Raw genomic sequence first — 13,264 nt, forward strand, 5'->3', positions numbered from 1 at the left:
GCGGGACGAAAGCGGTCACGGGCGGTAGCGCGGGTCGTAACCGCTGGTGAGCTTCCGCTTGTTGTGGCGCCACCTGGGCTCGTGGTTCACCATGTCGTTGGTCAGGCCGCGCAGCCGGCGGATGACCGCCCCGTAGGGCTTGATGACCATGGACGAGAGCGTGCCGCCGGGCGGCTCGTCCATGAACGGCATGAAGGCGTCGGGGAAGCCGGGCATCGTGCACCCGATGCAGATACCGCCGACGTTGGGGCAGCCGCCGATCCCCGCCATCCAGCCGCGCTTGGGCACGTTGCAGTTGACGACCGGGCCCCAGCAGCCGGTCTTCACCAGGCACTTGGGTGAGTTGTAGTCGAGCCCGAAGTCGGCCTGCTCGTAGTACGAGCCCCGGTCGCAGCCCTCGTGCACCGTCTTGCCGAACAGCCACTGCGGACGCAGCATGTGGTCCAGCGGGGGCGGGGGAGCGGAACCGGCCGCGTGCTGGAGCACCCAGATCAGGGTCTCCATGAAGTTCTCCGGCTGGATGGGGCAGCCGGGCACGTTGACCACCGGCAGACCGGCCTGCGACTTGAACTCCCAGCCCAGGTAGTCCGCGAGGCCCATGCAGCCGGTCGGGTTGCCGGCCATGGCGTGGATGCCGCCGTAGGTCGCGCAGGTGCCGGCGGCCACCACCGCCCAGGCCTTGGGCGCCAGTTGGTCGATCCACCAGTTCAGGGTCTGCGGTTCCCCGGTCTCCGGGTCGTTGCCGAACGACGTCCAGTAGCCGTCGCCGTCGATGATGTTCTGGTTCGGGATCGAGCCCTCGATCACCAGGATGAACGGGGCCAACTCGCCTCGGGCCGCCGCCCGGTAGGGCGCCAGGAAGTCCTCGCCGCCCAGGCTGGGCGAGAGCACCTTGTTGACCAGGTTGACCTTGGGCAGGCCCGGGATGAGGCCGAGGACGACGTCCTCGATCGAGGGCTGGTCGGCGGCCGTCAGGGAGACGGTGTCGCCGTCGCAGCTCATTCCCTCCGAGATCCAGAGGATGTGGATCTCGTCGATCCCCTCACGCGCCTCGGCCCGGCTGGGCTCGCGGCTGACTTCGGTGGTACCGCTCTGGGTGCTCATGTCGTCGGCCTTTGCTGCAGTCGGTCGGGGAGTCGGCCGGCTGCTTGCGCCGGCGTCTCGGAGGCGTCCGTCGCGCCGTCCATCGAGCCGTCCCTCCTCCGGCCTGCCGGCCGGACGTCGGGGCCGCGTGGACCGCGGCCGGGTGGGGCAACCGGGTCCACGGAGGCGAGTGGTTCGACCTCGTCGGGCCGGAAGTAGTGGAATCGGCCGTACCAGCCGTGTAGTTCGGCCGCGGGATCGTCGTCCACGGTCACCGCGAGGTGTGTGCTGCCGTCCACGTCGTGGAAGACCGCCGCCACCCGCGCGGTCCGGCCGGCCAGGAACATGTCCTGGGCGTCGGCGCCCCGGCCGCGCGGCCGCAGCCGCACCCGGCTGCCGCCGCCCACGTCGACGCCGTCGACCACGACCGTGTCGGTGGCCGGGGACAGCCCGTCGTCGGCGCCCTCCTGCCACCAGGCGGGCCGGGTGGCGGGGGCGCCGGCCGGGGCGGGCCGCGCCGGGGTGAGCGAGCGGATGGCACCGTGCAGCCGGGCGAAGACCTCGGGAGGCATGCTGTCGACGCGGTCCAGGATCCGGGCGGCGCGCGGGTCGGTGGCGCGGGCCTCGGCCTTCTCCTCGTCGGTCAGCAGCATCGTGCGCAGCGTCAGGATCTCGTCGATCTCCGCCGCGTCGTGCAGATCGCCCGGACTCTCCGGCGCCACCTGGGGACGGTCCGGGAGGATGATCGGACAGGACAATACGACCGGCCCGGTGGGGCCCGTGTCCTCGGGCGCGCCGCCCAGCACCGGGTACGTGAACGCGTTGACGCAGCCGCGTGCCTGCTCCGCCAGGCCGGCCGGCGGATCGACGAGCGACACGAACTCCAGGCCTTCGCCGCCGACCAGGGTGTGCGCGGCGAGCAGCGCGTGCCGCAGCGCCTCGCCGCGCACGGCCCGGACATCCGGTGCCCGCCCGGTGTTCTCGGTGCGCACCCGCAGCCGGTACACGTCCTCGGTGAGCCGCTCGGCGACCACCGCGGTGTGCGCCCGGATCTCCTCGCGCCGTCGCACCACCCGCCCGGCACCGCCGGGCAGTACCTCCGTCTCCTCACCGGCCGGCGCCCCGGCCGCGGCGCCGCACTCGCCGCGCAGCAGATCCGCCAGCGGCCACGCGAGGTCGACCTCGTGCGGCACCGCCTCGTCGAAGGTGAGGTGGTCGCGCCCGTCGTCCGTCCGCAGCGACTCGACCGGGAGGTCCCGGCCGTCCGGGCCGGCCGCCCGCACCTGTTTGTGCTGCATCTGCAGATACCGCACGCGCACCCGTACGACCGCGCCGGGGCGCCGCACGCGCACCAGGCACTCGGTGCGCTGGTACCAGGAGTCGGCGGAGCCGGAGATGCCCGGGACCACGGGGCCGTCCGCCTCCGCCCAGTCCCGGGGCAGCAGCACCCCGAACTGCCACCGCACACGGTTCTTGGCCGAGGAACGGCGGTAGGGGTAGAGCAGATAGCCCTCGTAGAGGACGGCGTCGGCGACGCCGCTCACTCGTGCGAAGGCGTCGCCGGGACCGCCGTCCGGCGTGTCACCGCCCATCAGGGCGGCACCCGCCACGCCGCCAACGCCGCCCGACTCCGGCATACCGCCTCCTCGTCACAGGTGTACCGGCCCATCCCTTCCACCACGGAAACACCCCTCACCGGACCTCGCCCCTCCGGCGGAGCCTCGTTGGGCCGGTCAGGCGATGGCTGAATTCTCGAGGGCTTCGAAACTTTCGAATCTAGTTGATCAGATGTCGATCACATGGGACTCGGATGCGAGGGTCGCTTTCGGCAGGAGTCTCGAACATGGGATTTGAACTGCTACTTGTCGCTCACATTGCCGGAAGGTCGAGTGCGAATGTTTCGAAACATCTACCGAAACCATTGACAGTCCCCGCGGCCGATCCAACACTCCTCGACGTCGGCGGAGACCTGAGGAGGCTGCCTTGGCATGCGCACGTCTTACTTGAACGGCCGCGGAGGCGATCGCCTCATGTCACTCGTCAGGAGCGCCTGCGCCCTGGTGCTGGTGGCCATGGCGGCGCTGCTCCTGCCCGGCACCGCGAGCGCGGACACCGTGATCACGTCCAGCCGGACCGGCACCGACAACGGGTACTACTACTCGTTCTGGACCGACGGCGGCGGTTCGGTCTCCATGAACCTGGGCTCGGGCGGGGCTTACGGCACCAAGTGGAGCAACAGCGGGAACTTCGTCGCGGGCAAGGGCTGGAGCACCGGGGCCCGCCGGAACGTCACCTACTCGGGCAGCTTCAACCCGTCGGGCAACGCCTACCTCGCCCTCTACGGCTGGACCACCAGTCCGCTCGTGGAGTACTACGTCGTCGACGACTGGGGCACGTACCGGCCCACGGGAACCTACAAGGGCACCGTCACCAGCGACGGCGGCACGTACGACATCTACGAGACCACCCGGGTCAACGCCCCCTCCATCGAGGGCACCAGGACCTTCAACCAGTACTGGAGCGTCCGGCAGTCCAAGCGCACCGGCGGGACCATCACCGCCGGCAACCACTTCGACGCCTGGGCGCGCAACGGCATGAACCTGGGCACCTTCAACTACCAGATCCTCGCCACCGAGGGGTACCAGAGCAGCGGGAACTCCAGCATCACGGTGGCCGACTCCGGCTCCTCCGGCGGTGGCGGCACCGGCGGCGGTGGCAGCGGCGGCGGCTGTACGGCGACCCTGTCCGCGGGGCAGCAGTGGAGCGACCGCTACAACCTGAACGTGTCGGTGAGCGGGGCCGCCAACTGGACCGTCACGATGAAGGTCCCGTCCCCGGAGAAGGTCCTCTCCACCTGGAACGTCGGCACCAGCTACCCCGACGCGCAGACACTCGTCGCGAAACCCGACGGCAACGGCAGCAACTGGGGCGTGACCCTGCAGACCAACGGCACCTGGACCTGGCCCGCCGTGACGTGCGTCGCGAGCTGAAGTGACCACCGGAGCAACGGAGTCGAGGAGGAACGAACCCCCATGCGAACCAGCCCGCGCCTGCCCTTACGGGCCCTCGTCACCACACTCGCCGTAGCCGTGACGGCCGTGGCGAGCACCATGACCGCCGCCGGCGCCACCACTCCGCGCGCCGCCGGCTGCGCCGGGTACGTCGGACTCACCTTCGACGACGGCCCGTCCGACGCCCACACCCCCGCCCTGCTGGCCGCCCTGCGGCAGAGCGGGCTCAGGGCCATCATGTTCAACGAGGGCCAGTACGCCGCCGCTCACCCGGCCCAGGTGCGGGCCGAGGCCGCCGCCGGCATGTGGATCGGCAACCACAGCTACACCCATCCGCACCTGACCCGGCTCGGCCAGGCGCAGATGGACTCGGAGGTCTCCCGCACCCAGCAGGCGATAGCGGGCGCCGGCGGCGGCACCCCGCGGCTGTTCCGCCCGCCGTACGGTGAGACCAACGGCACGCTGCAGGCCGTGGAGGCCGGATACGGCCTGCGGCAGGTCATCTGGGACGTCGACTCGCAGGACTGGAACGGGGCGAGCACCGACGCGATAGTCCAGGCGGTCTCACGGCTGACCAACGGCCAGGTCATCCTGATGCACGAGTGGCCGGGCAACACGCTCGCCGCCGTCCCGCGCATCGCCCAGGTGCTGGCCTCCCGCGGTCTGTGCGCGGGGATGATCTCCCCGCAGACCGGCCGCGCGGTCGCACCCGGCAGCGCCGTCCTCGGCACGCGCTGAGCACACCGGCCACGATCGCCGCACCACCGGGGACGGCCCGGTCTCCGGTGGGCGATCGTGGCCCACTCGCGGGCTCGGCCGCGCCCGGGGCCCGCTGACGCTCAGCCGTCCCGCCGGCGTTCCTCGTCCCGCCGGAGGCGACGCGTCCGGCGGGCCTCCGCGAGCAGCGGCAGCAGCGAGAGCGCCACGATGACGGCGACCAGCGGCAGCAGGTAGTCGTCGACGTGGGAGACCGACGAACCCAGGAGGTACCCGGCCAGCACGAAACTCTGGGACCACAGCAGCCCGCCCACCGTCTGCCAGAACGTGAACGACCGCACCGGCACCCCCAGCGCGCCGGCCGCCGGATGCAGCACGGTGCGCACCATCGGGACGAAACGGCCGATCACCAGCGCCTTGCCGTATCCGTACCGGGCCAGGAGCTGCTCCGCCCGCGCCGTGCCGGCCTTCACCCGCCGGCTCGACGAGCGCTCCAGCAGGGGCCGCCCGCCGTGCCGCCCGAGCAGATAGCCCACCTGGCCGCCCACCACGGAGCCGACGGCCGCGCACAGCATCACCTGCCACAACTCCAGCCGCGGCCCCTGGCCGTCGCCCGCCGCGCACAGCACCCCGGCGGGGAACAGGAGCGTGTCGCCGGGCAGGAAGAACCCCACGACGAGCAGGCCCGACTCGGCGAAGATCACCGCCAGGACGCCCAGCGCCCCGAAGGCAGCGAGCAGTGAGGCGCTGTCCGTCGGATTGACGGCGATCACCACGCTCGCCTCCCTGCACTCGCTCGGCGGCCCGCTTTCCCCAGTGTCCCGTGCCCGGGGTCCTACGCCTTTCCGACAGCCCGACCAGGCATTCCATCGTCCGGAACCGACGCTCTTTGTCCTGGGAGAGGAAAAAGTCTGCGGGAATCCGTGCACGACTTCTTCCCAGGTTCAACGACCACTGCTACTTTCCCTGTGAAAGCCAGCCACTGGCGGCCGAAAACTGGCGGGGAGGGGCACGTGAGACGCATGACGGCACGACCGGCGAACACGCACCAGGCCCGCCTGCTGAAGCTGCTGCGTGACGGCGGCCCCAACTCCCGTGCCCAGCTCGGCGACCAGGTCGACCTGTCCCGGTCCAAGCTGGCGGTGGAGGTGGACCGGCTGCTGGAGACCGGCCTGGTGGTGGCCGACGGGCTCGCCGCCTCGCGCGGTGGCCGCCGCTCCCACAACGTCCGGCTCAACCCGGGCCTCAGGTTCCTCGGTGTCGACATCGGCGCGACCTCGGTCGACGTCGCCGTCACCAACGCCGAGCTGGAGATCCTCGGTCATCTCAACCAGCCGATGGACGTCCGTGAGGGCCCCGTCGCCGTCTTCGAGCAAGTCCTTGACATGGCTGGGAAGTTGAAGGCCACCGGGCTCGCCGAGGGCTTCGACGGCGCCGGCATCGGCGTCCCCGGACCGGTCCGGTTCCCCGAGGGCGTCCCGGTCGCCCCGCCGATCATGCCGGGCTGGGACGGCTTCCCGGTCCGGGAGGCGCTCAGCCAGGAACTCGGCTGCCCGGTCATGGTCGACAACGACGTGAACCTCATGGCCATGGGCGAGCAGCACGCCGGAGTCGCCCGCACCGTCGCGGACTTCCTCTGCGTCAAGATCGGCACCGGCATCGGCTGCGGCATCGTCGTGGGCGGGACCGTGCACCGCGGTACCACCGGCAGCGCGGGCGACATCGGCCACATCCAGGCCGTGCCCGACGGCCGTCCCTGCGCCTGCGGCAACCGGGGCTGCCTGGAGGCCCACTTCAGCGGCGCCGCGCTGGCCCGGGACGCGGTGCAGGCGGCCGGCCAGGGCCTGTCCGCCGAGCTCGCGGCCCGGCTGGCGGCGAACGGCACCCTGTCCGCCGTCGACGTGGCCGCCGCGGCCGCGGCGGGCGACGCCACCGCGCTCGACCTGATCCGCGAGGGCGGCACCCACGTCGGCCAGGTCATCGCCGGCCTCGTCTCCTTCTTCAACCCCGGCCTGGTGGTGATCGGCGGCGGGGTGACCGGCCTCGGCCACACCCTGCTCGCCGCGATCCGCACCCAGGTCTACCGCCAGTCGCTGCCCCTGGCGACCGGCAACCTGCCCATCGTCCTCGGGGAGCTCGGACCCACCGCCGGTGTGACCGGCGCGGCCCGGCTGATCAGCGACCACCTCTTCTCACCCGCGTAACGAGCGACCGCCCACCCGTCCGAGCCGCCCGCACCGCCCGCACTGACTCGTGTAGACAGCACCACCGCCCGCGCCCCCGAGCCCACCCCGTCCGCCGCACCCGAGCACGCTCCACCCCGAGCACACCCCACCGCCTCACCGCCCGGCAGCCAAGGCGGCCGGCCCTGCCACGGGCCCGCTCCGCCCTGCCGTCTCCACCCACACCCACACCCGCACCGACAGCGCTCAGCCCTGCCCGAACGACGTCTGCCCGGCACCGCGCCCGGCAGCAGGCGCGGCACGCCCTGACACCGGCCCGCACGTCCGCCGAGGGGTATCCGATGGCACCAGAAGCACCGCTGCTCAGCATGACCGGCATCACCAAGTCGTTCCCCGGCGTCCGCGCCCTCGACGGTGTCGACCTCGACGTCCAGGCGGGAGAAGTGCACTGCCTCCTCGGCCAGAACGGCGCCGGGAAGTCCACCCTCATCAAGGTCCTGGCCGGCGCCCACCAGCCGGACGGCGGCACCATCCACTGGCGCGGCGAACCCGTCACCCTGCGCTCGCCGATCGCCGCCATGCGCCTCGGCATCGCCACCATCTACCAGGAACTCGACCTGGTGGAGCACATGTCGGTGGCCGAGAACGTCCACCTCGGCCACGAGCCGACGGCCGCCGGGTTCGTCGTACGCGGGAAGACCGCCCGTACCTCGACGAGCGCGCTGCTGGGCCGCCTCGGGCATCCCGAGATCGATCCGGGCCGCCTGGTCGGGGACCTGTCGGCGGCCCAGCAGCAGATCGTCTCCATGGCCCGGGCGCTCTCCCACGACGTGCGGCTCATCGTGATGGACGAGCCGTCCGCCGCGCTCGACCCCGACGAGGTCGACAACCTCTTCCGGATCGTCGGGAACCTCACCGCCGAAGGCGTCGCCGTCGTCTACATCTCGCACCGGCTGGAGGAGATCCGGCGCATCGGCGACCGGGTGACCGTCCTCAAGGACGGCCGGGCCGTGGCCCGCGGACTGCCCGCCAGGACCACCCCGACCAGGGACGTCGTCGCCCTGATGACCGGACGCGACGTCGAGTACGTGTTCCCCGCCCGGCCCGCGGCGCCACCCGCCGGAGAGCCCGTGCTGCGGATCCGCCGGCTGGCCCGGGACGGCGAGTTCGCGCCGCTCGACCTCGACGTACGGCCGGGAGAGATCGTCGGCCTGGCCGGGCTGGTCGGATCCGGGCGCTCCGAGATCCTGGAAACGGTCTACGGGGCGCGCAGGCCCAGCGCGGGCCAAGTCCTGGTCGACGGCAAGTCGTTGCGGACCGGCAGTGTGCGCGCCGCCGTACGGGCCGGGCTCGGGCTGGCCCCCGAGGAACGCAAGGCGCAGGCGCTGCTGATGCTGGAGTCCGTCACCCGCAACGTGTCCGTCTCCACCCTCTCCCGCTTCTCCCGGGCCGGCTGGGTCGACCGGGGAGCCGAGCGGGGCGCCGCACACGCCGCCACCCGCGAGCTGTCGCTGCGGCCCGACAACCCGGACGTGCCCGTGCGCACCCTGTCCGGTGGCAACCAGCAGAAGGCGGTCCTCGCCCGCTGGCTGCTGCGCGGCTGCCGGGTGCTGCTGCTGGACGAACCCACCCGCGGCGTCGACGTGGGCGCCCGCGCCGAACTGTACGCCGTCGTCCGCCGCCTGGCCGAGGAAGGCCTCGCCGTGCTCCTCGTCTCCAGCGAGGTGCCCGAGGTCCTCGGTCTCGCCGACCGCGTCCTGGTGCTCCGCGAGGGCCGGGTCGTGCACACGGCACCCGCCCAGGAACTCGACGAACACCAGGTCCTCGACCTCGTCATGGAAGGAAGCCCGGCGTCATGACGCAGCCCGTCTCCCCGCCCCGGGACACCACCGGCAAGCCACCGTCCGCCGGCCGGCTCCCCGCCTGGCGCGGCCTGCCGGCCCGCGCCGACGTGCGCACCCTGTCCCTGCTCGGCGTGCTCGCCGCCCTCGTCGTCATCGGCGGCGTCACCAGACCCGACGAGTTCCTGGACACCCGCAACCTCCAACTCGTCCTCACCCAGGCCTCGGTGATCGGCGTGGTCACCGTCGGCATGACCTTCGTCATCACCGCCGGCGGCATCGACCTCTCCGTGGGCGCGATCGTAGCCCTCGCCTCGGTGTGGGCCACCTCCGTCGCCACCCAGGACTACGGTTTCACCGGCATCCTCTTCACCGCGCTGGTCGTGGGCCTCGGCTGCGGACTGGTCAACGGGCTGCTGGTCGCCTACGGCGGCATGGTCCCGTTCATCGCCACCCTCGCCATGCTCGCCTCGGCGCGCGGCCTCGCCCTGCAGATCACCGACGGCCGCACCCAGGTCGTCACCGTCGACGGCGTCCTGAAGCTCGGCGAGCGCGACTCCTACGTCCTGGGCGTCCCGCCGCTCGTGCTGGTCTTCGCGCTGGTCACCATCGCCGGCTGGCTGCTGCTGAACCGCACCACCTTCGGCCGCCGCACCGTCGCCGTCGGCGGCAACGCCGAGGCCGCCCGGCTCGCCGGCATCGACGTCCGCCGGCAGCGCCTCTACCTGTACCTGCTGTCCGGGCTGTGCTGCGGCATCGCCGCCTTCCTGCTGATCGTGCTCTCCGGCTCCGGCCAGAACACCAACGGCAACCTCTACGAACTCGACGCCATCGCCGCCGCGATCATCGGCGGCACCCTGCTCAGCGGCGGCCGCGGCACCATCACCGGCTCCGTGCTCGGCGTCCTGATCTTCACCACGATCACCAACATCTTCGCCCTGAACAACCTCCAGAGCGACGTCCAGCAGATCGCCAAGGGCGCGATCATCGTCGCCGCCGTCCTGGTCCAGCGCCGCACCGCGAGAACGAGCTGAGGAAGGGTCCACCGCCATGCCAGAGCACACCAGCCCCACCACGAACGGCCGCACCAGCCGCAGAGGACTCCTCTTCGGGACCGCGGCGGTCTCCGCCGGCGCCTTCCTCACGGCCTGCACCAGCAACGACACCAAGGACGAGAGCGCCGCCGCCGACACCCGCCCGGCCGCCGACGACAAGCCCGGCAAGCACGTCACCATCGGCTTCGCCGGCCCCCAGGCCGACCACGGCTGGCTCAACGCCATCAACGACAACGCCAAGAGCCGGGCGAAGAAGTACTCCGACGTCACCCTGGAGATCACCGAGGGCTCCAACGACACCGCCCAGCAGATCGGCCAGATCGAGACCCTCATCAACAAGAAGGTCGACGTCCTGGTCGTGCTGCCCGCCGACGGCAAGGCCCTCACCCAGGTCGGCCTGAAGGCGATGCGCGCCGGCATCCCGGTCGTCAACCTCGACCGCATCTTCAACTCCGCCCAGGCGTACCGCTGCTGGATCGGCGGCGACAACTACGGCATGGGCCTGAGCGCCGGGAACTACATCGGCGAGAAGCTCAAGGACAAGCCGAACGCCCGGGTGATCGAACTGGCCGGCCTGGACAACCTGGAGCTGACCAAGCAGCGCACCCAGGGGTTCGACGACGCCCTGAAGAACTACCCCAACATCAAGAAGGTGGCCCGGCAGGCGGCCGACTTCACCGTCGAGTCCGGGCAGGCCAAGATGGCCCAGCTCCTGCAGGCCCAGTCCGAGTTCGACGCCCTGTGGAACCACGACGACGACCAGGGCGTGGGCGCGCTGCGCGCCATCGAGCAGGCCGGCCGGGACGGCTTCCTGATGGTCGGCGGGGCCGGCGCGCTCTCCGCCTTCCAGGCCATCAAGCAGGACAACGGCGTACTCAAGGCCACCGTCCTCTACCCGCCGACCATGGCCGCCTCCGCGATCGACCTCGCCCGCGCCCTCGGCCAGGGCAAGGGTGTCGGCGGCCTCGCCGAGTACGAGATCCCCGCCTCGATCACGCTCTACTCGGCCGTCGTGGACAAGGACAACGTCGACCAGTACATGCCCACCGGCTTCCGGTGAGCCCGGGGCCTTCCGGTCCTCGCCCGCACCCCCCACCGCGCCACCACGAAGAGGAGGACGAGCGCATGGAACAGCCGCAGGACTCGACGGAGCAGGCGGCCCCGGCCGGGGACCCGCCGGAGGGGAAACCCCCGCTGCGCGTCGGCATGGTCGGCTACGCCTTCATGGGCGCCGCCCACTCGCAGGGCTGGCGGACCGCGGGCCGGGTCTTCGATCTGCCCCTGCGGCCCGTCCGGGCCGTGATCTGCGGCCGCGACGAGGCCGCGGCCCGCGCGGCGGCCGACCGGCACGGCTGGGCGGCGGTGGAGACCGACTGGCGCGCCCTGATCGCCCGGGACGACATCGACCTGGTCGACATCTGCACCCCCGGCGACAGCCACGCCGAGATCGCACTGGCCGCGCTCGCCGCCGGCAAGCACGTGCTCTGCGAGAAGCCCCTCGCGAACACCGTGGCGGAGGCCGAGACCATGACGGCCGCGGCCGAGGAGGCCCAGGCCCGCGGCCGGGTGGCGATGGTCGGCTTCAACTACCGCCGGGTGCCGGCCACCGCGCTCGCCCGGCGCATGGTCGCCGGCGGTAGGATCGGCACCCTGCGCCATGTGCGGGTGACCTACCTCCAGGACTGGCTGGTGGACCCCCAGTTCCCGCTGACCTGGCGGCTGCGCAGGGAGCTGGCCGGCTCCGGTTCGCTCGGCGACCTCGGCGCGCACATCGTGGACCTCGCGCAGTACCTGGCGGGGGAGCGGCTCGCCGGGGTGTCCGCCCTCACCGAGACCTTCGTACGGGAGCGGCCGCTGCCCGGCGGCGCGGGCAGCGGCCTGACGGCGATGCCGGCGGCCGGCACCGGCACGGTCACCGTCGACGACGCCGCCCTGTTCACCGGCCGGTTCACCTCCGGCGCCCTGGCCTCCTTCGAGGCCACCCGCTACGCCACCGGACGGAAGAACGCCCTGCGCATCGAACTCAACGGCGAGAAGGGCTCGTTGTCCTTCGACCTGGAACGCCTCAACGAGCTGTGGTTCCACGACGCCACCGAACCGGGCGCCGAGGCCGGCTTCCGCCGCATCCTCGTCACCGAACCCGAACACCCCTATCTACAGGCCTGGTGGCCGCCGGGCCACGGACTCGGCTACGAGCACACCTTCGTCCACCAGGTCCGCGACCTCGTCCACGCCATCGCCGAGGGCCGCAGCCCCGAGCCCTCCTTCGCCGACGGACTGCAGGTGCAGCGCGTGCTGGCCGCGGTCGAGGAGAGCGCCGAGAAGAACTCCGTCTACACGTCCGTCGCGGACTGAGGAGGCCCGCCCATGCCGCGCCCGTTCACCCTGTTCACCGGCCAGTGGGCCGACCTGCCCCTGGAGGAGGTCTGCCGGCTCGCCCGCGACTTCGGCTACGACGGCCTCGAACTCGCCTGCTGGGGCGACCACTTCGAGGTGGACAAGGCCCTGTCCGACCCCGCCTACCTCGCCTCCCGCCATCAGCTCCTCGACAAGTACGGCCTGAAGTGCTGGGCCGTCTCCAACCACCTCGTCGGCCAGGCCGTCTGCGACGCCATCATCGACGAGCGCCACCGGGCCATCCTGCCCGCCGCGGTGTGGGGCGACGGCGACCCCGAGGGGGTGCGGCGGCACGCGGCCGACCGGATGCGGGACACCGCCCGCGCCGCTGCCGCCTTCGGGGTCGACACCGTCATCGGCTTCACCGGCTCCGCGATCTGGCATCTCGTCGCGATGTTCCCGCCCGCCCCCGAATCGATGATCGAACGGGGCTACGAGGACTTCGCGACGCGCTGGAACCCGATCCTCGACGTCTTCGACGCCGAGGGGGTGCGGTTCGCCCACGAGGTCCATCCGAGCGAGATCGCCTACGACTACTGGACCACCCATCGCGCACTGGAGGCGATCGGCCACCGCCCCGCCTTCGGGCTGAACTTCGACCCCTCCCACTTCGTCTGGCAGGACCTCGACCCGGTCGGCTTCCTGTGGGACTTCCGCGACCGCATCTACCACGTGGACTGCAAGGAGGCCCGCAAGCGGCTCGACGGCCGCAACGGCCGGCTCGGCTCCCATCTGCCCTGGGGCGACCCGCGCCGCGGCTGGGACTTCGTGTCCGCCGGGCACGGGGACGTGCCCTGGGAGGACGTCTTCCGCATGCTGCGCTCCATCGACTACCGGGGCCCCGTGTCCGTCGAATGGGAGGACGCCGGCATGGACCGGCTGCAGGGCGCCCCCGAGGCCCTGGCCCGCCTCAGGGCCCATGACTTCGAGCCGCCGTCGGCCTCCTTCGACGCGGCCTTCTCCAACTGACCCGCATC

General features: G+C 72.0%; 10 protein-coding genes and 1 pseudogene. 8 read left to right on the top strand and 3 right to left on the bottom strand.

Annotation, left to right across the window (positions count from 1 at the left end; translation table 11 throughout):
* Positions 1-15: 15 nt before the first annotated feature.
* Together ABZ478_RS34215 and ABZ478_RS34220 are read right to left on the bottom strand one after the other, a co-directional pair.
* Positions 16-1,104, bottom strand: a complete 1,089-nt coding sequence (locus tag ABZ478_RS34215) for a hydrogenase expression protein HypE (protein WP_359555761.1) — start codon at positions 1,102-1,104, stop codon at positions 16-18.
* Complete coding sequence (locus ABZ478_RS34220) at positions 1,101-2,675, bottom strand: hypothetical protein (RefSeq protein WP_359555881.1); 1,575 nt, start codon at positions 2,673-2,675, stop codon at positions 1,101-1,103. The genes ABZ478_RS34215 and ABZ478_RS34220 overlap by 4 nt, the downstream gene beginning before the upstream one ends.
* A 438-nt stretch (positions 2,676-3,113) precedes the next feature.
* On the opposite strand from ABZ478_RS34220, the gene ABZ478_RS34225 reads away from it, so the two are divergent.
* Together ABZ478_RS34225 and ABZ478_RS34230 are read left to right on the top strand one after the other, a co-directional pair.
* Positions 3,114-4,073, top strand: a complete 960-nt coding sequence (locus ABZ478_RS34225) for a glycoside hydrolase family 11 protein (RefSeq protein ID WP_359555764.1) — start codon at positions 3,114-3,116, stop codon at positions 4,071-4,073.
* 42 nt (positions 4,074-4,115) lie between these two features.
* A pseudogene (locus ABZ478_RS34230) lies at positions 4,116-4,805 on the top strand (polysaccharide deacetylase family protein); the annotation flags it as partial.
* A 128-nt stretch (positions 4,806-4,933) separates the two neighbouring features.
* Here the strand turns inward: ABZ478_RS34230 and ABZ478_RS34235 are convergent.
* Positions 4,934-5,584, bottom strand: coding sequence for a DedA family protein (locus ABZ478_RS34235; RefSeq protein ID WP_359555884.1), 651 nt, complete (start codon positions 5,582-5,584; stop codon positions 4,934-4,936).
* Positions 5,585-5,833: 249 nt separating this feature from the next.
* Between ABZ478_RS34235 and ABZ478_RS34240 the strand changes: the two genes are divergently transcribed.
* From ABZ478_RS34240 to ABZ478_RS34265, 6 genes are all read left to right on the top strand, one after another.
* The gene (locus ABZ478_RS34240) at positions 5,834-7,015 is read left to right on the top strand and encodes an ROK family transcriptional regulator (protein ID WP_358932871.1); all 1,182 of its coding nucleotides are present in this window, start codon (positions 5,834-5,836) and stop codon (positions 7,013-7,015) included.
* A gap of 320 nt (positions 7,016-7,335) precedes the next feature.
* Complete coding sequence (locus tag ABZ478_RS34245) at positions 7,336-8,853, top strand: sugar ABC transporter ATP-binding protein (RefSeq protein WP_359555767.1); 1,518 nt, start codon at positions 7,336-7,338, stop codon at positions 8,851-8,853.
* Complete coding sequence (locus ABZ478_RS34250) at positions 8,850-9,869, top strand: ABC transporter permease (RefSeq protein ID WP_359555770.1); 1,020 nt, start codon at positions 8,850-8,852, stop codon at positions 9,867-9,869. Before ABZ478_RS34245 ends, ABZ478_RS34250 begins: the two co-directional genes overlap by 4 nt.
* A gap of 16 nt (positions 9,870-9,885) precedes the next feature.
* On the top strand, positions 9,886-10,950 hold the full coding sequence (locus ABZ478_RS34255; RefSeq protein ID WP_359555772.1) for a substrate-binding domain-containing protein: 1,065 nt from the start codon (positions 9,886-9,888) through the stop codon (positions 10,948-10,950).
* A gap of 65 nt (positions 10,951-11,015) precedes the next feature.
* Positions 11,016-12,245: a Gfo/Idh/MocA family oxidoreductase gene (locus tag ABZ478_RS34260; protein ID WP_359555775.1), complete on the top strand. Its 1,230-nt coding sequence runs from the start codon at positions 11,016-11,018 to the stop codon at positions 12,243-12,245.
* Between the two features lie 12 nt (positions 12,246-12,257).
* Positions 12,258-13,256, top strand: a complete 999-nt coding sequence (locus ABZ478_RS34265) for a sugar phosphate isomerase/epimerase family protein (protein ID WP_359555777.1) — start codon at positions 12,258-12,260, stop codon at positions 13,254-13,256.
* The last annotated feature ends 8 nt before the right edge of the window (positions 13,257-13,264 follow it).

Origin of the sequence: Streptomyces sp. NPDC005706, assembly GCF_040631045.1 — a bacterium.
Taxonomy (GTDB): domain Bacteria; phylum Actinomycetota; class Actinomycetes; order Streptomycetales; family Streptomycetaceae; genus Streptomyces.